This window comes from Povalibacter sp. (assembly GCF_036520495.1).
GTDB lineage: Bacteria > Pseudomonadota > Gammaproteobacteria > Steroidobacterales > Steroidobacteraceae > Steroidobacter.
Genome location: NZ_DATDJO010000004.1, coordinates 181,979 through 204,812 on the forward strand (window position 1 = coordinate 181,979; position 22,834 = coordinate 204,812).

22 protein-coding genes are annotated in these 22,834 nt (G+C 62.7%); 8 read left to right on the top strand and 14 right to left on the bottom strand.

Annotation, left to right across the window (positions count from 1 at the left end):
- Positions 1–117: 117 nt before the first annotated feature.
- The 3 genes from VIZ63_RS01630 to VIZ63_RS01640 all read right to left on the bottom strand — a co-directional run bounded on the left by VIZ63_RS01630 (position 118) and on the right by VIZ63_RS01640 (position 3,063).
- Positions 118–432, bottom strand: coding sequence for an HPF/RaiA family ribosome-associated protein (locus tag VIZ63_RS01630; protein ID WP_331607733.1), 315 nt, complete (start codon positions 430–432; stop codon positions 118–120).
- A gap of 255 nt (positions 433–687) precedes the next feature.
- Positions 688–1,965, bottom strand: a complete 1,278-nt coding sequence (locus VIZ63_RS01635) for a Na+/H+ antiporter (protein WP_331607734.1) — start codon at positions 1,963–1,965, stop codon at positions 688–690.
- A 141-nt stretch (positions 1,966–2,106) separates the two neighbouring features.
- A complete protein-coding gene (locus VIZ63_RS01640) occupies positions 2,107–3,063 on the bottom strand; it encodes a methyl-accepting chemotaxis protein (RefSeq protein ID WP_331607735.1) in 957 nt (318 codons plus the stop codon).
- A gap of 425 nt (positions 3,064–3,488) precedes the next feature.
- Here VIZ63_RS01640 and VIZ63_RS25740 point away from each other — a divergent pair, with 425 nt between their 5' ends.
- Positions 3,489–3,968, top strand: coding sequence for a hypothetical protein (locus tag VIZ63_RS25740; RefSeq protein WP_422662208.1), 480 nt, complete (start codon positions 3,489–3,491; stop codon positions 3,966–3,968).
- Positions 3,969–4,254: 286 nt separating this feature from the next.
- On the opposite strand, the gene VIZ63_RS01650 is transcribed toward VIZ63_RS25740, so the two are convergent.
- From VIZ63_RS01650 to VIZ63_RS01660, 3 genes are all read right to left on the bottom strand, one after another.
- Complete coding sequence (locus VIZ63_RS01650; RefSeq protein WP_331607737.1) at positions 4,255–4,707, bottom strand: SRPBCC family protein; 453 nt, start codon at positions 4,705–4,707, stop codon at positions 4,255–4,257.
- Positions 4,708–5,470: 763 nt separating this feature from the next.
- Positions 5,471–6,190: an NADPH-dependent F420 reductase gene (locus VIZ63_RS01655; RefSeq protein WP_331607738.1), complete on the bottom strand. Its 720-nt coding sequence runs from the start codon at positions 6,188–6,190 to the stop codon at positions 5,471–5,473.
- A gap of 129 nt (positions 6,191–6,319) precedes the next feature.
- Positions 6,320–6,784 (bottom strand): DUF1203 domain-containing protein, encoded by a 465-nt coding sequence (locus VIZ63_RS01660; protein ID WP_331607739.1) that lies wholly within the window; start codon positions 6,782–6,784, stop codon positions 6,320–6,322.
- A gap of 256 nt (positions 6,785–7,040) precedes the next feature.
- Between VIZ63_RS01660 and VIZ63_RS01665 the strand changes: the two genes are divergently transcribed.
- On the top strand, positions 7,041–7,238 hold the full coding sequence (locus tag VIZ63_RS01665) for a hypothetical protein (protein WP_331607740.1): 198 nt from the start codon (positions 7,041–7,043) through the stop codon (positions 7,236–7,238).
- A gap of 105 nt (positions 7,239–7,343) precedes the next feature.
- On the opposite strand, the gene VIZ63_RS01670 is transcribed toward VIZ63_RS01665, so the two are convergent.
- The 5 genes from VIZ63_RS01670 to VIZ63_RS01690 form a co-directional block, all read right to left on the bottom strand.
- Positions 7,344–7,811: a host attachment protein gene (locus tag VIZ63_RS01670; protein ID WP_331607741.1), complete on the bottom strand. Its 468-nt coding sequence runs from the start codon at positions 7,809–7,811 to the stop codon at positions 7,344–7,346.
- 197 nt (positions 7,812–8,008) lie between these two features.
- Positions 8,009–10,063: an alkaline phosphatase D family protein gene (locus VIZ63_RS01675; protein WP_331607786.1), complete on the bottom strand. Its 2,055-nt coding sequence runs from the start codon at positions 10,061–10,063 to the stop codon at positions 8,009–8,011.
- A gap of 38 nt (positions 10,064–10,101) precedes the next feature.
- A complete protein-coding gene (locus tag VIZ63_RS01680; RefSeq protein ID WP_331607742.1) occupies positions 10,102–13,653 on the bottom strand; it encodes a GMC family oxidoreductase N-terminal domain-containing protein in 3,552 nt (1,183 codons plus the stop codon).
- Complete coding sequence (locus tag VIZ63_RS01685) at positions 13,607–15,415, bottom strand: hybrid sensor histidine kinase/response regulator (protein WP_331607743.1); 1,809 nt, start codon at positions 15,413–15,415, stop codon at positions 13,607–13,609. The genes VIZ63_RS01680 and VIZ63_RS01685 overlap by 47 nt, the downstream gene beginning before the upstream one ends.
- 9 nt (positions 15,416–15,424) lie before the next feature.
- Positions 15,425–16,087, bottom strand: coding sequence for a response regulator transcription factor (locus tag VIZ63_RS01690; protein ID WP_331607744.1), 663 nt, complete (start codon positions 16,085–16,087; stop codon positions 15,425–15,427).
- Positions 16,088–16,366: 279 nt separating this feature from the next.
- Here VIZ63_RS01690 and VIZ63_RS01695 point away from each other — a divergent pair, with 279 nt between their 5' ends.
- Positions 16,367–16,879, top strand: a complete 513-nt coding sequence (locus tag VIZ63_RS01695) for a sigma-70 family RNA polymerase sigma factor (protein WP_331607745.1) — start codon at positions 16,367–16,369, stop codon at positions 16,877–16,879.
- A 229-nt stretch (positions 16,880–17,108) separates the two neighbouring features.
- Here the strand turns inward: VIZ63_RS01695 and VIZ63_RS01700 are convergent, their stop codons facing one another.
- Positions 17,109–17,879, bottom strand: a complete 771-nt coding sequence (locus tag VIZ63_RS01700; RefSeq protein ID WP_331607746.1) for an SDR family oxidoreductase — start codon at positions 17,877–17,879, stop codon at positions 17,109–17,111.
- Between the two features lie 93 nt (positions 17,880–17,972).
- Here VIZ63_RS01700 and VIZ63_RS01705 point away from each other — a divergent pair, with 93 nt between their 5' ends.
- Positions 17,973–18,956, top strand: a complete 984-nt coding sequence (locus VIZ63_RS01705) for an AraC family transcriptional regulator (RefSeq protein WP_331607747.1) — start codon at positions 17,973–17,975, stop codon at positions 18,954–18,956.
- 34 nt (positions 18,957–18,990) lie between these two features.
- Here the strand turns inward: VIZ63_RS01705 and VIZ63_RS01710 are convergent, their stop codons facing one another.
- Positions 18,991–19,914 (bottom strand): M14 family metallocarboxypeptidase, encoded by a 924-nt coding sequence (locus VIZ63_RS01710; protein ID WP_331607748.1) that lies wholly within the window; start codon positions 19,912–19,914, stop codon positions 18,991–18,993.
- A gap of 98 nt (positions 19,915–20,012) precedes the next feature.
- Between VIZ63_RS01710 and VIZ63_RS01715 the strand changes: the two genes are divergently transcribed.
- The 3 genes from VIZ63_RS01715 (at position 20,013) to VIZ63_RS01725 (ending at position 21,556) form a co-directional block, all read left to right on the top strand.
- Positions 20,013–20,954 (top strand): glyoxylate/hydroxypyruvate reductase A, encoded by a 942-nt coding sequence (locus VIZ63_RS01715; protein WP_331607749.1) that lies wholly within the window; start codon positions 20,013–20,015, stop codon positions 20,952–20,954.
- A 78-nt stretch (positions 20,955–21,032) separates the two neighbouring features.
- Positions 21,033–21,371, top strand: a complete 339-nt coding sequence (locus tag VIZ63_RS01720; protein WP_331607750.1) for a hypothetical protein — start codon at positions 21,033–21,035, stop codon at positions 21,369–21,371.
- Positions 21,368–21,556: a hypothetical protein gene (locus VIZ63_RS01725; protein WP_331607751.1), complete on the top strand. Its 189-nt coding sequence runs from the start codon at positions 21,368–21,370 to the stop codon at positions 21,554–21,556. The genes VIZ63_RS01720 and VIZ63_RS01725 overlap by 4 nt, the downstream gene beginning before the upstream one ends.
- Positions 21,557–21,581: 25 nt before the next feature.
- Here VIZ63_RS01725 and VIZ63_RS01730 read toward each other — a convergent pair whose 3' ends face one another.
- Positions 21,582–22,043, bottom strand: a complete 462-nt coding sequence (locus tag VIZ63_RS01730; protein ID WP_331607752.1) for a YaiI/YqxD family protein — start codon at positions 22,041–22,043, stop codon at positions 21,582–21,584.
- Positions 22,044–22,280: 237 nt separating this feature from the next.
- On the opposite strand from VIZ63_RS01730, the gene VIZ63_RS01735 reads away from it, so the two are divergent.
- Positions 22,281–22,751: a hypothetical protein gene (locus VIZ63_RS01735; RefSeq protein ID WP_331607753.1), complete on the top strand. Its 471-nt coding sequence runs from the start codon at positions 22,281–22,283 to the stop codon at positions 22,749–22,751.
- Positions 22,752–22,834 lie beyond the last annotated feature (83 nt).

The window sequence follows — 22,834 nt, forward strand, 5'->3', positions numbered from 1 at the left end:
GGATTGCGCTATCCAGCTCTCAACTTCACTACAACAGTGAGGAAGTTGATAGCGAAAGAAGTGGATAGCATTCCGCTATCCAGCTATCAACCTCACTACATCCACTATCAACTTTCTTCAGAACGTCCGGCGCTTGCCGATCGCGTGGCTCAGTGCGTTATCGAGTTTCTTCAATGCCCCGTCGATGGCGAGTTGGATCGAGGATGCTTCATGCGACACCGCAACGGGTTGCAGGTGATCGAGTCGTGCTTCGAGTTTGCAGCGCTTGTCGGAATCGCCGTGCTTGGCGCCGTTGAGGTCGGCGAGATGCATGTCTACGCGCGTGATCTGATGTTTGTATTGGGTCAGTGAGTCTTCGACGGTCTGCGCCAGTCTGTCGGACGTGTCCTGGGCGATTCGCAGATGATTGTCATGATTTACGTGAATTTGCATCTCGACTCCAATTGCCGCGCCATGCGGCACTCGTTGATACGACTCTGCACAAGCGTGACTTGTTCCTCCGTCCGCGCAGCGGGATGCGATGGTCGATGTTCGCATGCGGCGCTTGATAGATCGAGTTGGGGAAGGTGCGCCGAATTCAAGGACGTCTGCTGTCATCGAATCCGCGATTGAGTTGGCGGCGTACATGCGCAAACGACCCGACCCGCTGCCTTTTGCGTCGCACCAAGCCTGCCACGCTGTGAGTACCTACCTGGATTCGGACCGATCGCTGGCGAGTCCGAGCCGGCGGATCAATGCGGGCAGTGTCAGCCCCTGTCCAACCAGAGTGACCAGGATCACACAGAACGTTATCAGGATGATGATGTTGCGTCCCGGAAAGGGCTTACCGTTGTCAAGCACATGGGGTAGTGAGATGGCCGCCGCCAGTGCGACGACCCCACGCATGCCGCTCCAGCCGATGACCAGCGTACCGCGCCAGGAGGGTGGCGTCTCGCGTTTGCGCAGAATGCGTGTATGGATTCCATAGACGAGCCAGGCACCGGGAAACACCCAGGCAACTCGCAGCGCGATCAGCGCCAGGCTGAAGAGCACACCCGCGACCAGCATGTCGCCGCGATCGGCAGGCGTGATGGAACGAAGTATCCAGGGCAGTTGCAGGCCGATCAGGACGAAGGCGAACCCGTTGAGAATGAACGTGAGCGTGTCCCACACGGCGGCTCGTGTCGCTTTGGCATCGGGAAAGAAACGCACGCCGTCGCGTTGGCGCAGATGCAGACCGCAGACAACGGTCGCCAGCACACCGGACGCCTGGATATTCTCGGCGGCGAGGTAGGTGAGATAGGGGGCTGCAATGCTCAGTGAGGTGGCGATCGACGGATCTTCGATCCGGCGCAGGAACAAATGCAGGACATGCCCCAGCAGCAGCCCCACGACGATAGCCGCCGCGATGAGATAGATCAGCGTCGCAGCACCTTCCGCGATCCCCGGGGTGCGGCCGGACACGATCAGGCCGACGGCAATATCCAGGGCCAGCAGCCCGGTCGCATCATTGACGAGGCTCTCGCCCTCGAGGATATCGACGATGGTTTTCGGCAAGCCGAGCTTCCGCGCAATGGCGGTCGCGGCGATCGCATCGGTGGTTGCCACGACTGCGCCAAGCACCAGTCCCATTCTCCAGTCGAATCCCGGCAGCATCAGGTGACCGACCGCGGCCGCACCGACGACGGTCATGGCGACGAGACCGATCGCGAGCAGGCTGATACTGAGCAGGTGTGCCCTGAAATTTTTCCACTGCGTTGCGTAGGCCGATGCAAACAGTAGGGGCGGCAGCACCACCAGGAACACGAGATCGGGATCGAGGACGACGGCAGGGGCGAGCGGGAAGAAACCCAGCAGCAGGCCACCGATTACCAGCAGCATGGGATAGGGGATGTCCAGGCGTCGCGCCAGCGCTGCCAGCGCAATGACCAGAACCAGCAACAGGAGTGCGACCAGTTCGAGGCTGAGAATCGAATGATCCAGCATGGTCGCCGCAGTCTCTCATGCGAAACGGCGACGCGGGAGCAGCGGGATCGAACGAAAGGATGAAGAACCTGTCATCCGCCTCCGTACGGTTATGCCGCCAGCTGTTCTGGCGCCTCTTCAGACGAGTCAGGACTCTCGACTTCATGCAATGACGCAGACGAGGTTGCGTTGACTGATCCACGTCCGCCAATGCTGAAGAATGCGACCGCTGCCAGCAGTTGCCGGGTCTGGTGATCCATCGACTTGGAGGCTGCGGCCGACTCTTCGACCAGCGCGGCATCGCTGTGTGACTTCGTCGATCTGCGCGATGGCGCGATTGACCTGATCGATACCGGAAGACTGTTCTTCACTGGCCGCGGAAATCTCTGCGACGATGTCGGTCACCTTCTTCACGCTGTCCATGATCTCGGCGATGGCGCGGCCCGATTCGTCGACGAGTGCAGTGCCCGCCTTGACCTTGTCCACCGATTCGCTGATCAACACCTTGATCTCGCGCGCGGCGCTGGCGCTGCGTTGTGCCAGGTTGCGGACTTCCGCGGCGACCACTGCAAATCCGCGACCCTGTTCGCCGGCGCGGGCCGCTTCCACCGCCGCGTTCAGCGCGAGCAGGTTGGTCTGGAAGGCGATCTCGTCGATCACGCCGATGATGTCGGAGATCTTGCGGCTGGAAGCATTGATTTCGTTCATGGCGCCGACGGCGCGTTCCACGACCGATCCGCCCTTGTCTGCCTGGCTGCGCGCGCCGGCGGCGAGGCGGTGGGCTTCGCGTGCATTATCCGCATTCTGCTTCACCGTCGCGGCCATCTCTTCCATGCTCGATGCCGTCTCTTCCAGGGCCGCCGCCTGTTCCTGCGTACGCTGGCTCAGGTCATCGTTACCCTGCGAAAGTTCACGTGCCGTCGTACCGACCTGTTCGGAACTGTCGTACACGGATTCGACGATCTCACTGAGCTCATGATCCATGCCCTGCAGCGTGCCCATGAGTTCACCCAGTTCGTCGCGGTTGGTGATGTTGATATCGCGTCCGAGTTCGCCGCGGGCGATCCGGTTGATCGTAGCCGCGAGCCGGCCGATGCCGCGTGCAATCGAACGAACCATCAGGAAGGAGCAGTGTGTGGCGGGTGAGAATGACGCTGTCCAGCGATTCATTCACCACGGACATGCCGTGACGACTGATGATTCCCAGGACCGCCATCAACATCACCATGAGTGCGACCAGGCCTAGCAGCCTGGACTTGATCGTCAGTTGCATAGACAGCGCTCCGCCGATGCGAGGCTTCGACTCTTTGCACGACTATCGGCCGGTCAGTCAAAAACTTGCTCAGAAGGCAGATAATCAGGGTGTCCCCTGGCGCGGCGGTGTTCAGTTGCGGTGCTGCGGATGATGAGTAGACAAGTCATCGGCGGCCATACCGGCCATTCCCATGGATCGCGTCTCATTCGCCATGTGCTGTCTCCTTGCTGCGTTCGCAGCCAGCGCGGAGAGTTCGGCGGAATGTGATGCATGCACGACTGCCGCGGCAGTGCAGCTTGATGCGATCTACATGGGTGAGGTGTGGCGCCAGCGCTCGGGCGGTATCGCGCGGGGGATCGCTTCGCAATCCCGGCAGGGATCCCGCGCTGAACTCGGGGTGGACGATGGGCTGCGCTTCGAACTCACGGGCCGGTCGGAGTGTCAGGCGCAATTGCCAGTTGATGGCAGCCCTCGCCACTCATTCGGCGGCTGTCGATCCCGCCACGATCCGTATCGTTGCGTCCCCGGCGCGGACCACTTGTCCCGCGCGGATCTTGCAGCGTTTGCGCGATTCAGGCTGACCGTCCACCTGCACGTGGCCGTCAGCAACCATTGCTTTCGCCTCGCCGCCGCTGCTGGCGATACCAGTGGTTTTCAGCAGCGCATCGAGTGGGATGAACTCACCTTTCAATTCGAAATTCATGTCGCGCATTTCTTGAGGCTCTATGGTCGTGGTGCATCGCGCTCCGCTTCAGGAGACGACGAATGACAGAATGATTGCCGACGGATGCGTCGACGAGTGATGAATGGATTGCGTGGCCGCAGGCAGCGCTGTGACGCCGGCAATCGGTTCGAGGCTACCGGAACCCGGCGCCATCCGGCATGCGTACTTTAGATTCGTATAGTTGGAGTATCGGGAGGTCCGGCGTGACACGCAAGTGGCGGGGCATCACTGCAATGCAAGGCCCCGTCATTGCTGCCGGGGCCTTGCGTCGATGCGAACCTTTGATGGATCCGTCGCTCCCGCGAAGGCGGGAGTCCATCTTGCTTGCCGATCAGGCGCCGTCCGGAATCTCCGCTTCGACCAGCTGTGCCAGCAGGGTCAGCGACTCCTGCCAGCCGAGGTAGCAGGCCTCCACCGGGATTACGGCGGGAATTCCTTCCTGCGTCACATTCAACTCGACACCGACAGACACAGGTGTGATCACTACGGTCGTGATCATTTCGCCCGGCAGGTTCTGGTCGTCGAAGCGATCCGTGTGACGAATCCGCTGATTGGGTACGAGCTCCAGGTATTTGCCGCCGAAGGAGTGCGAGCTGCCGGTAGAGAAGTTGGTGAACGACATCTTGTAGACGCCGCCGACCTTTGCGTCCAACTCATGCACCTTGCCGGTGAAGCCGTGCGGCGGCAGCCACTTCACCATGGCGTCGGCATCGAGGAAGGCGCGGTACACACGCTCGGGCGTAGCACGCAGCACGCGATGAAGCCGGACGGTACTTGTTGTCATTACTGTCATCTCCCAACGTTGAAGTCACGGGCCAAGGACGGCGCAGCAACGGCCAATCCGACATGCGATGGATACGACGGTATTTTATGCCGAGGGCAGGACGCCCGCCGCAAGTTGTGAGAATCGCGTGGTGAGGAGCGCGATAAAGTGAAGCCCCGTCGCGAAGGCGGGGCTTCGTGCCAGATCAGGTTCTCGTCTGAACGGATTCAGCTCGAGAGTGATCTGCGCCGGAAGCATTCCATTACAGTCGCTAATGCAGGCCCGTAGTACAGCCTGACTTCTGCAGACCCGTGATACAGGTCTGACTTCGTCATCGAGCCGTAATTTCGCTGCTTCCGTCAGTACGACGCAGCGCAGACCGCCGTGGTTCCCGCCGGCCTCATGGATTTTTCGTGGGAATTCTCCGTCGGATTCGCCGTATGGATTCTGCTGAATGTGCGCCATCGCAGGGTTCATTACAGCGTGGTTTTCGCCGCGCCAGGCTTCTTCAGGTCCGTTTCGGCGGCTGCTTGCGGGTCGGTTCTTCCACCGGTGCCTTGCGCCCCGGATCGTCGGGTGGCATGGGGACGCCGTCGTCGGGATCGGGGGGAGATTCCGGTGACTGAGGGTCACGTTCTTGAGTCCAGTGCATCATGCATGCCCAACATCCCGGCGGCGCGACGGGTTCCGGTGCCAGACAGGTGCCAGGCGCTAGGTGCTAGGCTCTAGTTGGAAACAGCTGAGAGAAGTGACTCTTCGTCCCTCTCCGTCTAGCGCCTGGCCCCTAGTCCCTAGTCCCTCCCTTTTCCAGTCCGGCAGCAACCTTCCTGACTTCCTCCGGCGACCGTTCGCCCGACAGGGCGCTTCCCGGAATCAGGTGCTTGCCCATGGCGAGCCCGCCGATCAGGACGGGCTCGTAGCCGATCTCGCGTATGAGTTGCGAGGCAATGTCGATCGCTTGTGCATCATCGCCGGCGATGGGCATGCCTATGCGTCCTGGCGCCTCGTGTGCGGCGCCCATGCGCGCGGCCCCCACCGCATTGAAGGCACGCACGATGCGCGTGCCGGGGAGCAATTCGGCGGAGGCGAGTCCCGCGCCTTTCTCACGCGCCCAGGTTGCGATCTCGCCGTCGCGACCCGGATAGGGATTGCAGGCATCGATGACTACCTTGCCCTGCATCGCCGCGGCCAGGCTCTTGCCCAGTTCGGGCAGCGCTCGATAGGGAACCGACATGACGATCACGTCCGCGAACATCGCAGCCTGCTGTGGCGTGCCGGCGCTGGCGTTGGCTCCGATTCGCGCGGCGAGCGCCTTGTCCTCGTCGAGATGTCGCGACGAGAACATCACCGGATGACCCGCTTTCGCCCATACGCTCCCCAGTGCGCTACCCACGTTGCCGGAACCGATGATGCCGATCCTGATCGGCTCCTTGCCGGGGTCAGCCGCGTGAGCCACAAGGGAAAGGTTGCTGGCCAGCAGCACTGCAGAGGCTGCTGCTGTCATGAATCGTCGGCGGCTTACCCGAGGCGCAGTCATGGCAGTCTCCGCGAACGGCAGGGGACCTGATTGTCGATGTGCCGGCGCATTCTTTCAATGCGAATCAAGGCGCCGCCACGCCGTCGGGTACACCAGTCAGACGCGTTCTACGAGCGCCGCATAGCAGCCTGGCTTGGCGAAATGCAGATGGACGTACGCCACCGCATCGCTGACGAGCATGGCATCCAGGCCGGCTTCGAGTTCCCGGCCGTCCACGATCTCTGCTGCACGCAACATTCCGTGCTCGTCGTAGCCGCGCAGCGAAAGCAGGCGCTTGCGCAGTTGCTCCGGCACCTCATCGATCGCATCGAACTGCGTTTCTCCTTCGCGCACATAGAGCGCGAAGTTGGACCGGAACGGCGAATCGGTGCGGTGATGCTGATGGTTCACGAGGATCACTGCGTCGCCCGGTCGGGCATCCGTCAGGCTGATACGGCAGGGATAGCCGCCATCCGTTGCGACCATGCGACGCGCGCCGTGGCGTTCGAGTTCGTCGTCGCTCATCGAGAATAAATGATTGAACTGCGCTGCTGGCAATCCGCGTAGGCGAAATCTGCGCATGAGGCCTCCTGCATTGCGGACACAGAATGCCGCTCCGTAACGTTCGCGGCTTCTCATTTCTTGCTGGCGAATCGCAAGACGGCTCGATGGAAATCACCGTAGTGCACACTCGAACGCCGGAAGGATGCTGATCCAGGCGCCGATGGACAGGAGTTCGCACAATGGATCGGAGGAACCAATCGCCGGATGCGACATTGAGTCGATGCGACCCTGAATCCATGGCCACCGTGGTCCCGATCCTGCGAGGTGAGCTTCCATGACGCGAACAGAAACCGACAGAGACGATCCTTCCGACGGCAAATCGGATGCGTCACCCTCGGCGCCGGGAACAGGGACGAAGAGCACGACCGTGCAGCGCGATCCCGATACTGATCCGGTGCGCAATGCCGGCAAGCTGCCACAGGCGAGTCCCGTGCCGGATGTCCTCCGGGCACTGAAGGATGCGAACAAGTAGTCCGGTGACGGCGCCTCAAGGCCCGACTCGTCGCGCCGACTCATCCCATGAACGCGAGGCAGAGCACGACGCCGCTACCGATGCCGATCCGTCAGCTTTTGTCCGTCACGGGGAGCGAGGCTGGAAGAATGCACCGTCGGGAATGAACTTCAGGATAGCCTCGTCCTCCTGACGGATCAGGTCCTTCGAGACTTCACCGGCGAGAAGGGCGCGCGCGTGCGTCGATAAGGATTGCCGCAGCAACCCGAGCATTCTCGGCGGTGCGATCAGCAGCAATTTGTCGAAGTCATTCTTGTTGCGGTCCGCATCGATGCGCTGGGCCACCGCTTTTGCGAACAACTCGACGTCATGGCGTTCCGTGCTTTTCTCGCCCGTGACGCCATGCGAATGGCCGTGCATCACGCCGGTCACCCCATTGTGACGGCGGCCGGGCCGATCGGTTTCGAGGTCGCTGTCTTTGAGGCCTGCTGCCCCATTCTGGATTGAACCGCGCCCGGTCAGAGGGCCCGTGAGTGTGGAGGTATCGAAGAAATTTGCTTCACGTTCATCTGACACGACAATGCGCAGGTTCATGATGTCACCTCGCTGTGCGCTGGGACGGATGCGATAGGGATGCAACGCCACACCTCACTGCGTTCCATCTCGCGTTCTGCATTGCGTCATTCCGTACCTGGAATGCTCTGTTGGAATGCATTGAGTACGAGGGTGTCAGCTTCCTCGCCTACGTCAATGCGCGATTTACGCGCTCAATTGTGATGCGGTGATGCGCCTCAGCCGGCGGCGGTCACCTCGGATTCGGAGCCGACGTGCCGCTGCGGATCGCAATTCAGGATCAGCGTATGACGCTCTGCAGGGGCCGCATCGTCGGCCGATTTATGGAAGGCGTAGGTCAGCAGCCATCGCCCGGATTGCCGCGAGCATTCGATGACGGCAAAGCCGTCGCCCGGCGCATCGATGCTCAGTGAGGCCGTGCACTGGTGTGTCGGGTCACTCGCCGGAAAGAGAAACGTATCGTGTTCGATCAGTTCTTCGCGAAAGCCGTTGGCAAAGACATACGGCGAGTAGAGGCCCGAGCTGTGAATCGAGTGAACGACCACTTCGCTGCCGGGGATTGCTGCACCGGTCGCGTCGATCTTACTGAGCGTGGCGCTGGCATGGCAGGAATGATGTTCGTCGCCGGACAGGAAGATCACGTTCTGAATTGGCCCGTCGACGATGTGTTGCAGCAGCGCATGCATCGATGCAGGAAATCCGTCCCAGGCATCCGACAGCAATGCCGATGCGCCGTGGTGCGGACCTGCGTGAGGGTCGTCGCACAGCGTGGTGAGTCGACGGGGAATCAGGATGGACGGCGAGACGATGAACTTGGGTGTGCAGCCTCGCTCCTTCTGGTTTTTATCCAGCCAGCGTGTGACCGCGGCCAGCTGCCGCTCATCAATGAGTGCGTCGCGATCCACAGAGGTCGCGGTCCGCGGCAAGCGCTCCGTGCGCGTGTCGACGAAGAAGAACGGGAACTTCCGCACGCAGAGTTCATACCACATGGGGTCGGACTGCGGTGACGGCTGCCATGGGGGTCCGGCGGTGCGCTGGAACTTCAGATAGGCGATCTTGGCGTTCTCGATGTCGTCCTGGCGCAGGCCGCGATGCCAGTTGTCGCGGATCTCGTGGTCGTCGAACATCGTCAGCACCGGTATGCGTCGCCACACCGAACGGACCGCGCGCGTACGCAGGAATTCCTCGTAGGGACGCTGGTAACGATCATCGCCCCTGGTCGCATCCATCAGGCCCGCGGTGGCATCCGTGTAGACCTGATCACCCGTCAGCACCATGAACTGCGGCGGCGCCGGTTCATTGAGCAGCGACTCGATCCTGCGATAGGAGCGCGAGGCGAGCGATGGATCCAGTGGGCCGGCGGGATACTGGCAACTGGCGAGAATGAACTTTACGTGCTCATCCGCGACGTTCGGCTGCTGTCGGATCAGCAGGACGGACGCCACGTCCACGGCGGGAGTGAAGCGCAGATAGTGTGCCGTCGCGTCGTACAGCCATTGCTGGATCTGCGGATCGGTACTCAGCGGCGCCGGCATGCCGAGTGCCGGCGGTTCGTCGTAAGCCAGGACGAGCAATAGCGGCTCGTCGAAATCGCGCAGCGTTTGCGGGATAGTCACCGTGTACATCGCCGTGCCATCGACCATGGCGGCCTGCATGCCCGCTCGCCGGTCGTGGATGGCATTGAGCACTGGCGTCTGCCAGTCGATGCTGGTGTGACTCGGGATCTGATAGCGCGTGCGATCGTCACTCAGTTCGACCGCGACGACGCCGATGCCATAGGGACGACCCAGTTTCTGATCGGCAGCGACCACGCACGACGTCGCTGCGGTGTGCAGACCGAGCACGGGTCCTGTCCACGGCGCCTGCACGGTGACCCGATCAGGCTCCCCGGGAGGGAACAGAAGTTCGCTGACGGCCGGTGGCGCCGTCGGTGATTGGTAGGCCTTGGGTGCATCCAGAAAGCGACGGATCTGCGGGAATACTTTGCCCGGCGCGTCCTGGCCAATGATGCAATCCTGATGGCCGAAGCCTTCCGCCGTGAACGACTGATAGGCGGGATTCACCGAGCGCATCAGCACATGCATGCGCGTCAGCGTCGCAATGTCCGCGAGGCGATTGTGATCGCCGTGAATGCTCAGGGTCGGCAGGCCGCGCCAGCGGTCGAGCTGTTCGCGACGGATGAATTCGTTGCGTCCGCCGCGCGTCGTGATCATGCCGGTGCGCGCGAAATGAATGGTCTGAAACGTCGTCTGCAGATTGATGTCGCCGAACATGTCGTCGATGTGTTCGAGCACGTCGGCAGCGACGTTTTTCAGTTTGAACACCTGGCCGAACCACGCATCCAGGCGATGCCGCGTACCGACATACGGCGTGCGCTTGCAGGGAGTGAGCGGATTCTCGATACGGAATTCGTCCGGCGGGTACTGCACCGTCGACAGCACACGATCCAGCAGCTGGCTGCGAGTCCCTCGCCCGGTCGCATTGCGAAATTGATGTTGCCGATGGCCTGCTCGACGAAGCTCACGACATAGGCGCGGAAGATATTCTCGGGCGAGAAGGTCATCGTCGGACCGATCTGCGACAGCACGACACTGTCGACACAGTCGCGCACCAGTTTGCCCACATGACGATCCAGCAGGGCCATGCTGAACATGGCGGCGCCCATGCACTGAGTGACTACGTCGGTCCTCTGTCCAGTCGTGCGTGCGATGTAGTCGAGGGCGATGGGAATGTCGGCCCGCGCGACGTCCTCGAACTTCCACGCGTAGCGGCGGCCCGGCATGCCGCTGCTCGTGCGCAGATCCAGCACCCACACATCGCGACCCGATTCCCACAGGTACTTCGCGAGACCGGGCTTGAGTGTGGGATGCGTGAACGACGTGCCGTTGGCGCTGAAGCCGTGGATCATTACGACCGGCTTGTGCGTGCCAGTGCGATGGCCGTAGCGGGTCAGCCGGATGTGCACGGCGCAATGATCGTCGGCGAAGCCGACGGGCAGTTCCACGATCGACGGTTCAGGCAGTCCCGGAATCCTGCCGGGCAGGCGCTGCGGAACTCGCGTAGGCGGGCGATCCGGTTTACGAAAGCTCCAGAAGTGCGTGAGGATCAACGCGCGGGTGATGGTCAGGACGAAGGAAGCGGTTTCGAACAGCGCCGTGGCGTGGTCGCGCTGCGATACCAGTTGCATCAGGTGCAGGCCCTGCCGGGCATAGAAACTGGTATCGAGTATCAGGACCGGTTGTGTCGACCGCGCGCTGCCGGGGAAAGCGCTCAGGCGAACCTGCGAGAGCTGTTGCCACAGATTCGCTTCACGCTGGTAGGCGAGGACTTTCTGGCCGACGATGCGCTCACCAACGAGCCTGTCGGCGTAGGCGCAGCGGCTCCTCGCTTCGGCGAGCGGCAATTGCCCACCGAGCGGTTGTCCGATGCGCAGGTCGTAGTCGAACAATCGGACGGTTCCCGCATGGCTTGCAGCGTCCCAGAATGTACGCATCTCGCGCCATGGGTTACTGGGTGGTGCGACGCCCCTGGCGAAATCGGCGGTTCGCAGGCGTTTGCGTTCCGCACGCTCCGTAATGTAGCGCTGCCATGCATCGCGCAACCCACGGTTGCAGAGGTATGCATACAGCGCGCTCAGACGGCGGGCGAGCGGCTGCGAAGAACGACGGTGCAGGAATTCCAGCCGCCCCGACACTGGTGCGATGAACTCTGCGGCCTCGTCGAACACGCCTTCGGTCGCGCCGGCGCGACTCAGTTCCCGCCAGCGTTGCGGCTCGAAGAGCCTGATGCGGCTCTTCGACGGATCGACGGCGAAGCTGCGTTTGGCATCGGTGGCGAGGGCGCGCAACTGCGCCGGTTCGAAGTGAAGCGTCAGTTCAACGTGAAAGTGACGCGGCTCGCCATCGAGATTCAGCTCGATGTTTTCTGCCAGGCGTTCGAGTACCGCGATCTCGGCCGGTTTGTCCGCAGCAAGCGGGGGTTGGCGAAAAACGGGCAGGGCACCGCGCACGCCGCGGGTTTCCTCCGCGTCAGTCAGTGACCAGATGCGGCACAGGTGCTTCACCGCGCGCAGCGTCACTGCAGCGATGGTCAGCGAAGGATTGATGCCCAGCGCGCAGGGAATGATCGAGCCGTCGAGCACGACCAGATCATCGTGCCGATCGTTGTCCGCGGTGAGATCGAACACGCGTCCGATGCCATCCACGACGCCGAGCGCCCACTCATCGGCCATGGGACAGCCGCCGAGCGGATGCACTGTCAGTGCGGGACCGAGCGGCACATCGATGATGGGGCGCAGCGAGTCCGGGAGCAGGCGCCAGATGGGATTCGGTAACACCACGCCGCCCTGGCCGGAATCGCTGACGAGTTGCTGCAGGGTCGCCATTTGCCGGTTGAACACCTGGCCCGCCGCACCTTCGCGCAAGGCAGGCCAGCGGACGCGGATGGCGCCTTCGCCTGCGGTGCTGCCCGGAACCAGCTCCATCGATCCGCCCGCGCCGTCATCGGCAATCATGCCGATGATTTGCGTACGTTCGATGGCGTGTGGATTCACTGCGCAGGGATCGACGTTGTCAGCCGGAGGATTGTGGGAGGTGTGGTCCGGTTCGCCCAGTGCATGAAACGTATGCGCGAACGTGAAGCACTCGGCGAACAGCCGTCGTAGCGCACCAGGAATCGCGAACTCCTGGAGGACGACACCGCGTTCCCGACGCAGATCGATCACGCCAGTGACCGAAGGGCCCACCTTGCGTTCCGCGAACGCTTGCGTCTCGACCGCGACGGCGTTGACACGCTGGGTCTGATCGTAGACGGCGGCCAGCAGATCGCCATTGCCGGAGAAGCGGGTGCCCAGGCTCGGTGAGAAGCGCAGCTGCTCGCTGCGCGAGCGCATCAGAATTTCGGTCGAGCCGTATGTGCCGGCGGCGAGGACTATGCGTCTCGCCGTGAGCGGGAATGGCTCGCCCTGTTGTTCGCGCAGATCCTGATCCGTCGGCACGACGTGGAGAACCCAGCCCGCGCGATCCGTGCGGCGCGCGATACGCAACACTGTGGCGCCGGTGAAGAGCTGCGCACCGCGTTGCGCAGCCAGCGCCAGACAGTTCTGATCGAGAGAATTCTTGGCCCGGTGATTGCAACCCGTGGCGCAATCGCCGCAGCGATTGCATTCCTCGAGCGCGACGCCCGCGTGGTTGGTGCTGCCGTCGATGGCGATCGAGAGCGGCGCTGCACTGGCGCCCGCCATGTGCAGTCGCTTCAGGGCATGAAGTTTCTGCGGAGCAAGCGCGGCACGATCGTCGTAAGAGCGGAACGCCGCGCCATTGGCGCTGAGGAGGGTTTCCGCTTCATCGTAGTACGGCCGCAGGGCGTCGGCGACTCGCAGCTCCTGCGGCCAGCGGGATGATTGCAGTACGTCGTCGGTCGGTCGGAGCATCACGCCCGCATTGATGAGCGAACCGCCGCCGAGGCCGTTGCCGATGAGCGCCGACACATCATTGCCGATGCGCAGATCGAGCAGCGCATCCATGCGCCCGCGCGCTTTGATGCTTTCCGGGGTGTTGAAACGGACGTGGCCAGGCAGCTCGCCTTCGCTGGTGGGGAACATGCCGGCGAGATACTCCCGGCCGCGCTCGAGGACGCAGACCCTGAGAGGGCGTTCGCCCAGGCGGGCGCCGGCGAGCTTCAATGCGGCGAGTGCGCCGCCATAACCACTGCCGACGATGACGACGTCGAAGTCGGGATCGTCCTTCGGGGTGCTGCGCGATCCCAGTTCCTGCAGCAGCGTCTCCAGGCCACGGGAAATCCAGCGGGCCGAGCGCTCAGCCGTGCGCGATGCCTGATCCCTCCTGAGCGTTTCTTTGTCCATCGCGCGTGCCGCCCCTGGTTGCCGAGATCTTCGAGATTTCACGCATCAACAATTGCGGCGCCACCGGCTTGTGCAGAACCGGGATGCCGGTGTCCAGAGCCTCCTTGAGCCGGTGCGGCGCCGTCTCGCCGGTCAGCAGCAAGGCGGGAAGATCCGGGCGCAACTCGCGCAGCGTGCGAATCGCGTGAATGCCGTTGTCCTCGCCGCGCAGGCGGAAGTCGGCGATCAGCACATCGATCCGGACACGCCGCAGCACCGCCAGCGCCTCAGTCGTGCCGGAAGCGAGTTCGACGTCGCAGCCATGTTCTTCCAGCAGTGCGCGCATGCCGCGCCGTACGCTTTCTTCATCGTCGAGCAGCAGCACGCGCAGTTCGTGTGCGTAGTCCATCCGGCGTCCGAGCTGCGCGACATGCACCTCCGAGGTCGGTTGCGCCGTGTGCAGCCACACGGTGAACGTCGTGCCGCGACCCGGCTCGGAGTCGAGCGACAAGGTCAGTCCGAGCAGATCGGCCAGGCGTCTCACGATCGACAGACCGAGACCCAGACCGCGGGCGCGGTCACGGCCGGGGTTGTCGAGCTGGTAGAACTCCTCGAAGACCCGCTCGTGCTCCGCCGCCGCAATGCCGCAGCCCGTATCCGCGATGGTGACGACGCAGCGTTCGTCGTCCGCGTCGGTGGTCGCCATCAGGGCAATGCTGCCGGCGTCGGTGTACTTGACCGCGTTCTCGACCAGGTTGCGTATCAGCCGCTCCAGCAGCTTTCTGTCGGTCAACACGAAAATATCGCTCTCGCAGCGCGAAAACAGTTGCAGCCCCTTGTTCCTGGCGGCAACTGTGAACGTCGATTCGATGCGCTCCAGCAGCGGCCGCAGCGCAAAGACGCCGGGCTCCGGCTGCACGACGCCGGCGTCGAGCTTCGACACGTCCAGCAGTGCGTCGAGTTCAGCCGTCAGGTCCTGCAACGCGGCGTTGAGATCGTTGGCGATGCCGCGACTGCGCTCGTCGAGCGGACGCAATGCGAGCGCTGCGGCAAACAGCGACAGCGTCTGCATCGGTTGTCGCAGATCATGACTGGCGGAGGCGAGAAAGCGCGTCTTGGCTCGATTTGCGGATTCCGCAACGTCGAGTGCGGCGCGCAGCTCCTTGTTGAGCGCCGTGCGTTCGAGACGTATCTCGTACGACTCGCGCAGCACCCGATATGTCTCGCGCGCGAGCCCATGGAGCACGAAGCCGAACAAAGCGATCAGCAGTGCCATGAGTCCCCGCACCCAACTGACACCGCTGAGCGTCGGATTCACGGCCCACAGGATCGACAGCGGCAGCAATGTCGGGATGACGTAGGCAAGGAATATCGGCGGATAGCCCGCGCCGGTCGCCACCGCTCCGGCGCTCATGCCCACCAGCATCATCGAGAGCACGGCCTGCTCGAACGGCGACATGCCCTGAAAGAAGAACAGCGACAGGCCATGTGTCGTACCGCTCAATGCCACCAGCACCACGGCGAGGCGCAGTCGCGATGAGGGCGCCAGCGCTCTGAGGATGCCGGGATCCTGCAGCACCAGCCGCGCCACCATCACGACGGTGGCAAAGGCGAGCCAGGTCAGCACCCATGGCAGTGCTGTCGTGCGTGCGGCCATGCCCGCGATGAGCAGCACCGACAACAACAGCGGTACGAGCATGCGCCGCGGCTGTCGCGCCAGCAGATGCACGAGCTGTTCCTCGAAGGAGTGGGGTCGCTCGGGCGTCTGCTGCGAGAACAGCATGGCGGGCGATCAGGTGGGTTGTTCGAATTGGTCGACCAGTCGCAACTCGTGCGCCTTGGCCATGGCCTGCAGGCGGGACGTCACACCCATCGCCTGGTAGATCGACCACAGATGCGCCTTGACCGTGCCTTCCGCGATCCTGAGGTCCCGCGCGATGACCTTGTTCGACTTGCCCTGCAACAGTCCCTGCAGCACTGCGATCTGGCGGCCGCTGAGACTGGGCGTGCCATTGCGCGGCAGGCTCGTCGTCGTCATCGCCGCGTTGCCGGGTAGTACGTCGGGTCGCAGTGCGCTGGGCGGCAGATACACGCCGCGGGCGAGCACCACCTGCAGCGCGTGAATCATCAATGACTGTTCGGTGTCTTTGGGGATGTATCCGGCGGCGCCCATATCGATGGCGCGCCAGACATAGTCGGAATCGTCATTGCCGGACACGATGACGATCGGCACGGCAGGCAGGGAGGAGCGCATGCGTACCAGGGCATCGAGATCCTTCATGCCGGGCAGCTTCAGGTCGAGCATCACCAGATCGATGTTCAGGCGGCCGCCGAGTTCCATGGCTTCCTCGATGCTGCGCGCGCCCGTCGTTGCCACGGCCGGGTTGAGTTCGCCGAGCAACGCCTGCACGCCCTTGATGAACAGCGGATGGTCGTCGACGATAAGTATGTGCATACGCGGCAAGCTACCTGTGGACGCCGATCATAGGCAGTCGTGCGCCGTCTTCCTGTAAACGAAAGTTTGGCCGGATAGCCAGTCGGAGGACGCAATCCCGGAACTTACGCTTGGACTTTCCGGGAGTGCCGCTGAGTATTTCCTGCGCCCAAAGTACGCCCGATGAATTCCGTGTCAATCGGGACGCGAGCGGGAGGGCGAATGGATACAGTAGTGGCGGACGTGCATCCAGGCAGGGTATCCAGGGGCGTTGCTTCCTCCACGGTGGTGATCGAACAGGTGCTGATCGAGCACTATCCGGGCCTCATCGGGCTGGTCGCCAGGCGTTGCCGGAGCAGGGCGGATGCCGCCGACCTGTTGCACGACGCGATCCGGATCTCCATCGAGCATCACGCGGACGGGCGCATCGCCGATGTATACCGGTTACCCGGTTATGTCTTTCGTACCGCGCTCAACCTGCTGCGCAATCACAACCGTGCGATCCGCAACCGCCCCGAGTGCCGGGCGAGCGAAAGCGAAGTCGAGTCGCTGTCCTGCCAGGACGGCCTGGCTGAACTCGATGGCGACGTGATCGTCCGGCAGGTGCGCGACGCCCTGACCGAACTGCGGACCGACCGCGATCGCCAGCTCCTGCAACGCTTCTACATCGAAGACGAACCCAAGGAGGAGATCTGCCGCGATCTGGGCATCTCTGCCGCGCACTTCGACAAGATCATCTTTCGTGCGCGGCGGCGCATGAAGGAGATCCTGACCGCGCATGCAGGCGAGGGGGAGGCAGCGTACGAAGTGTGAGTGCGCAGGACTTACCGCGGGCCGGCTGCATGGATCGATCGGCGCAGCGTATTTCTTCTATCCGCGGATCAAGCCGCAATCGCCTGTTGCAGGCCGAGCGAATCACTCCCGGTCGACGGCGTCGTAGAGAACCTCGTTCCCCAACGCTCGAGCTAGTCAACCCGCGGGTTGGATAACAGAGGTGACGGCCGACTGCTGCTCGCGGCCGTCACCGTTACTGCATTTCGTCTCAGAACGCATGCCCCGCACTGCGCACCGGCCGGATGATCATCTCGCTGACGTCCACATCGGCAGGCTGCGAAATGGCGTAAAGCACCGCGCGTGCGATGGCGTCCGGAGTCAGGGCAATGCTGCGCAGCTGCTTCACGGCGCTGGCGGTGCTGTCGACCGTGATGTCCGATCCCAGCTCAGACTCCGTCACTCCGGGAGAGATCAGCGTCACGCGGAGAGTGTCCATCTCCTGACGCAGTCCTTCCGTAATCACCCGCACCGCATACTTGCTGGCGCAATACACGCCGAACTGCGCGCCCACCGCATGAGCAGCGGTCGAGGCAGTGTTGATGATGTGACCGCTGCCTTGCGCTTCCATGACGGGCAGAACGGCGGCGATGCCATTCAGCACGCCCTTGATGTTGACGTCGATGATCCTGTCCCATTCCTGCGTCTTCAGCGCGTTCATGGGAGACACCGGCATGACGCCTGCGTTGTTGAAAATGACGTCGACGCGCCCGAATTTTTCCTGCGCGAATGCGACGAATGCTTTCACGTCGTCGCGGTTGACGACATCGAGGCTTCGGTACTCGGCGATGCCGCCGCGCTCGCGGATCTCGGCGGCGATTTTCTGCAGACGATCAGTGCGGCGTGCACCGAGAATAACCCTGGCGCCATTCTGGGCGAGCAACCGCGCCGTGGCTTCGCCGATGCCGCTACTGGCGCCAGTGATGAGAACGACGCGGTCGGCGACGGAGCCGGCGGTGGAGGGGGTGCTGGTGTTCGACATGATGCTTCTCCCATGAATCCGAAGGGGTGTTGGGTCGGGGGAGCAGTCTGTTGCCAGCGGCCTCGATCCTGGATACGCAGAGCTACGCAGTGATTGCCTATTCCTCCAGAAGATCGTGGCGGGGCGTTGAGTCCCGGTCCGGGTCGGGTGTATGTTCGCTACGAAATGACCGATGAAATCAACACGATAGAGGATGACCGGCGGCGGCAGCTCGCTGCACTCATCGATAAATACTCCAGCGCCGACGGTATCCATGCCACCCAGGTGGACGGGCTGTCCTGCATCCGGCTGTCCGCGCCCAACATGAGATTGCCCGCGGTTTATCAGCCGTCGATCTGTGTGATCGCGCAGGGAAGCAAGCAGGTGCTGCTCGACGAGGAGATCTACCACTATGCGCCACCACAGTTCCTCGCCGTGTCGGTGGACCTGCCCTTGCTGGGGCAGGTCGTCGAAGCCAGCGTGGAGCGGCCGTACCTGTGCCTGCAGATCCATATCGATCCACGTCAGATCGGCGAACTGATTGCGCACTCGGGCGATGCCGCCTGGACGCGTGGTGATACTGCGCGAGGTTTGTTTGTCGGCACGCTGGACGGTGCGACGCAGGAAGCGGTGCTGAGGCTCGCGCGGCTGCTGGAAACACCGAAAGATATTCCGATGCTGGCGCCGATGATGCTGCGTGAAATTCACTATCGCCTGCTGAGGGGCGATTACGGATCTGCGATAGCGCAGATGGCCATCGCAGGCAGCACCACGCACAAGATCGGCCAGGTCATCCGCAGGATCAGGACCAACCTCGCTGCGCCCATGCGTGTCGAGGAACTGGCCGCCATGGCGAACATGAGCCCCTCATCCTTCCACCAGCATTTCAAAGCCGTCACCGCGATGAGTCCGCTGCAGTATCACAAGCGTCTGCGCCTGACCGAGGCGCGGCACATCCTGTTGTCGGAGGATGTGGATGCAGCCAGCACGGCGTACCGGGTGGGCTATGAAAGCGTGTCGCAGTTCAGTCGCGAATACGCACGCATGTTCGGTGCGCCGCCGATACGCGACATCGCGGGAATCCGCAGCGCGTTGTGAGCGGTCCTTTACGGCTCTGCATTGCTACTGTGCTTCAGTGCGGGATGAGTGCGAAATCGATCGCTGCGCAGACCGCCGCCACCTGTGCGGCATTGCATTGTTGCGGAGTTGCACGCGGACTGTCCGGATAGACCTCGGTCGTCGTCGTGTAACGTGCGCCGGTAATGCCGGCGCACAGACCGAGTTGCGTCAGGGGATAGCGGATGATGCCCGGCGCCACCATGTCCGATCCGATGAGCTGGCCGTTCGCATCAGCGGGCGCGATGTGCGTGATCCTCGCGACTGCATCGATGATCGCCTGCTGGAATTGCGGCTGCGGATTCTCGGAATCATCCACGAGGTAGAAGCCGTCGGGAATTTCTCCCGGCTCGATCTCTTTACCGTCGCGTGCTGCCAGCGCGGGGCGAAATTCGCTTTCGTCGGTGTCCGTCGTCTCGTGCAGGTCGATATGCACCAGGAATTTCCCGTGCAGCGGAGCAATGAGTCGCAGCAGCGCCGCCGACTCGCCGGCGGGGCTGTTCTCGCGGAACGAGCGGTTGGGGTCGATGGCATGCGCATTCCAGCGATGAATGCGTTCGTACGCCCACGGGCTCACGCACGGTACGACCAGCAAGTTGACTCGATCCGCATAGTCTGCTGCGCGCTGATCGAGGAACTGCAGCGCGCCATGCACACCACTGGTCTCGTAGCCATGCACGCCGCCGGTGACCAGTATCACAGGCCGTTCATCCCGCCAGTTGCGGCTGCGAATCGCGAACAATCGGTAATGGTCGGGCGGATAGTCGAGCTGGCCGTATTCCGCGATGTCGAAGCGCACTGACAGTCGTTCGATCGCGCTGACTACCTCGCTGGCATAGCTGCGGTGCCGAGTCTGCCGGGACAACCACTGTGCGCGTTCGGCTTCGCCCCAGGGAGTCCCAGGGGTGCCGATGGGATAGGAGGAGGATGCTGAGGTCATGGAGATGCCTTCGATTCCGGAGGCCTGCACTGTAACAACGTGCAACGGACGGATCGAGCAGGTTTGGGTGAGGAGATCGGACGCAGTACGATGAGTACATGCGGATCATCGTCGCTCATCACAATCCTGCATCATGCGAACGCTGGCGCAATGCGCTGGCGCACGAGCTGCCGGATGCCGAAGTGTTCATCTGGAACGATGCAGAAACCCGGAAGGCCGACTACGCCATTGCGTGGGCTGCGCCATCCCAGGAATTCTTCGCACGACAGCCGCGCCTCAAGGCGTTCTTCTCCACCGGCGCCGGTGTCGAGAAATTGCTCGCCAGCTCCAACCTGCCCGTCGCGCTTCCTGTGATCCGGCTGGAGGACGCCGGCATGGGTGCGCAGATGGCGACGTATTGCGTCGGGACGGCATTGAACTGGATCCGCCAGCGGGATGAGTATGCGAAGCAGCAGCAGGCGAAGCGATGGCAACCATTGCCCGGCGAGGACATGGCGGATTGGCCGGTCGGTATCTTCGGTCTGGGTGTCCTGGGCCGCCAGGTGGCCGAGGCATTTGCGGCGCTGGGCTTCTCCGTGAACGGGTACTCACGTTCGATCCACTCATTTCCGGGAATGCGCTGTTTCGCGGAGTCGGGCGGCGCGGGTGACTTCAGCGCGTTTCTCGCGGCCACGCGGATTCTGGTGATCCTCGCGCCCCTCACGCCGCAGACGCGCGATCGTTTCGATCGCAGCGCGCTTGCGCAGCTCGTACCGAATTCCTATGTCATCAATGTGGCGCGCGGTGAATTGCTGGTGGATGACGCGCTGCTCGCTCTGTTGGACAGCGGGCATCTCGCTGGCGCGGCGCTCGATGTATTCCGCCAGGAGCCGCTGCCACCGGATCATCGCTTCTGGACGCATCCAGCGATTCGAATCACGCCGCACGTCTCGGCGATTACCGTCATTGGACCGTCCGCGCATCAGGTCGCCGCAAAGATCCGCAGCCTCGAGCAGGGTGCTGCCGTCAGTGGTGTCGTGGATCGATCGCGCGGTTACTGATCGTCGTGCCGCCGCTGATTGAACGTAAACACCGGGCGTTCGTTTCCCATCGCACCGACGGCGACGAACGCGCGGCGCATGAGAACTTCCCTTCACCGTCGGACGTGTAACGACCGGTGCCGTCGTTACACTCCCCTGGACATCCGGGAAGTCGGTCCGGGTATCTGCCGGATCAACACGCCGGTCTCGATCGGGCCCGGTCAGGACTTCAGTTTCAATCAATACCTGGTCGTCGATGACGAACCATTGCTGTTCCATACGGGACAGCGACAGCTCTTTTCGCTGGTGAAACAGGCCATCAGTACCGTCATACCCATCGGCAAGCTCAGGCATGTCGGGTTGTCGCATTTCGAGGCAGACGAAACGGGATCGTCGTCGCGTCCTTTCGAGGTCCCGAGGGCGCAGAACCGGACATGAGCCGCATGCTGTCGGGCCATCCGTGGACGCAAGATCCTTCCGCCCATGCCGATCCCATGTACAGGAACTTCACCGACGCAGATCTGGCGGCGATCTTCACTTACCTGCAGAGCATCCCGCCAATCAGTAATCATGTGCCGGATCCGCTGGCGCCGGTTGCGGTCGCAGCGACCGAGCGGGAGTGAGCGGAAAGCCGTCAAGCGATGCAGGTCAGGGGTCCGCCGGTGGTACATGCTTGCGCAGCAGCCGATCCAGGCTGTTTGCAAAGGCCTCGCGATCGCGTGGCCCCAGTGGCGCGGGACCGCCGGTGGCCACGCCACTGCCACGCAATTCATCCATGAAGTTGCGCATCGAGAGGCGTTCGCGAATGTTGTCCCTGGTGTACAGCTCGCCGCGCGGGTTCAACGCATGCGCGCCTTTTTCGATGGCGGCTGCCGCGAGCGGGATGTCGGCGGTGACGACGAGGTCATGCGCTTCCAGCTGTTCCGCGATGTGCCTGTCGGCGACGTCGAATCCGGACGGCACCTGTGTGAAACGAATGTAAGGGGAGGGCGGAATCCGCATGCTTTGATTCGCCACCAGCATTGTCTGCACGCGCATGCGATCAGCTGCACGAAACAGAATCTCCTTGATGACGCCCGGACAGGCATCCGCGTCGACCCAGATCTTCATCGGCTTCTCGAGTAGCTGCAGGCTACGGGATCAGTGCGGAGTGTTCTGTTCATCGCTTGCAGGTCGTGTCGGTGCATGAAGAGAAGATAGGCCCGGAGTCATCCCTGTCAAGCCACGGCGAACGGAGCCGACCTCGATCAGCCGGGAGGTCGACGATCAGTTGCGAGAGCATGTCTGCGGCGCGGTGCTCGATCCGCGTAACCACTGGCAGTCGACGAGACGGGTTACCATGCCCGGATGCATTCCAATATCGATCTCCCCGCTTCGCCCTACACGGTGATTACCTTCGGTGCCGGCGACGGGAGTGTCGTCACGTATCAGGGAACGATGAGCCTGGATGCAGCCGCGCAGCTCATGGCTGCGAGCCTCGAAGACTTCGACTGGTCAACGCTCGAGACGCGAGGCAATGAGCCTGCTCCGGTGAGCGCCAGTGGAGTCGCAGGATATGACGAGATGCTCGATATCGTCTCGCTCGTGGCGGAGATCAATCTCTATCTGTCGCGCGTCCTGTGGAGCATCAAGGTGCCGCCGACCATAGGATTGCCTCGCATGCTGGCGACGCCGAACGAGGCACACGAGTTGCGCTATCTCAGTACCCTCGCGACGCAGCGCGAACTGTCGGACGACGCACTCGCTTTGCACCTGCTCGAGCACGGTCATTTCATGTCGCAATGGGCGCAGGCGCGGCGTCAACTGGTTGCCAGATGACATTGCCGGACCACCTGGCATCGGTGATTTATCACCGCCAGACAGGGGTGACTGGTCACTGTTGATATCCCCGCGCTACTCTT

Coding starts and splice junctions, on each gene's coding strand:
- VIZ63_RS01710 (WP_331607748.1), bottom strand. CDS start 19,914: ATGACCTCAGCATCCTCCTCCTATCCCATCGGCACCCCTGGGACTCCC.
- VIZ63_RS01650 (WP_331607737.1), bottom strand. CDS start 4,707: ATGACAACAAGTACCGTCCGGCTTCATCGCGTGCTGCGTGCTACGCCC.
- VIZ63_RS01725 (WP_331607751.1), top strand. CDS start 21,368: ATGAGCCGCATGCTGTCGGGCCATCCGTGGACGCAAGATCCTTCCGCC.
- VIZ63_RS01690 (WP_331607744.1), bottom strand. CDS start 16,087: ATGCACATACTTATCGTCGACGACCATCCGCTGTTCATCAAGGGCGTG.
- VIZ63_RS01720 (WP_331607750.1), top strand. CDS start 21,033: ATGAGAACTTCCCTTCACCGTCGGACGTGTAACGACCGGTGCCGTCGT.
- VIZ63_RS01730 (WP_331607752.1), bottom strand. CDS start 22,043: ATGAAGATCTGGGTCGACGCGGATGCCTGTCCGGGCGTCATCAAGGAG.
- VIZ63_RS01655 (WP_331607738.1), bottom strand. CDS start 6,190: ATGACAGCAGCAGCCTCTGCAGTGCTGCTGGCCAGCAACCTTTCCCTT.
- VIZ63_RS01735 (WP_331607753.1), top strand. CDS start 22,281: ATGCATTCCAATATCGATCTCCCCGCTTCGCCCTACACGGTGATTACC.
- VIZ63_RS01680 (WP_331607742.1), bottom strand. CDS start 13,653: ATGGACAAAGAAACGCTCAGGAGGGATCAGGCATCGCGCACGGCTGAG.
- VIZ63_RS01670 (WP_331607741.1), bottom strand. CDS start 7,811: ATGAACCTGCGCATTGTCGTGTCAGATGAACGTGAAGCAAATTTCTTC.
- VIZ63_RS01665 (WP_331607740.1), top strand. CDS start 7,041: ATGACGCGAACAGAAACCGACAGAGACGATCCTTCCGACGGCAAATCG.
- VIZ63_RS01700 (WP_331607746.1), bottom strand. CDS start 17,879: ATGTCGAACACCAGCACCCCCTCCACCGCCGGCTCCGTCGCCGACCGC.
- VIZ63_RS01640 (WP_331607735.1), bottom strand. CDS start 3,063: ATGGTTCGTTCGATTGCACGCGGCATCGGCCGGCTCGCGGCTACGATC.
- VIZ63_RS01635 (WP_331607734.1), bottom strand. CDS start 1,965: ATGCTGGATCATTCGATTCTCAGCCTCGAACTGGTCGCACTCCTGTTG.
- VIZ63_RS01715 (WP_331607749.1), top strand. CDS start 20,013: ATGCGGATCATCGTCGCTCATCACAATCCTGCATCATGCGAACGCTGG.
- VIZ63_RS01660 (WP_331607739.1), bottom strand. CDS start 6,784: ATGCGCAGATTTCGCCTACGCGGATTGCCAGCAGCGCAGTTCAATCAT.
- VIZ63_RS01685 (WP_331607743.1), bottom strand. CDS start 15,415: ATGCTGTTCTCGCAGCAGACGCCCGAGCGACCCCACTCCTTCGAGGAA.
- VIZ63_RS01675 (WP_331607786.1), bottom strand. CDS start 10,063: ATGTTCGGCGACATCAATCTGCAGACGACGTTTCAGACCATTCATTTC.
- VIZ63_RS01630 (WP_331607733.1), bottom strand. CDS start 432: ATGCAAATTCACGTAAATCATGACAATCATCTGCGAATCGCCCAGGAC.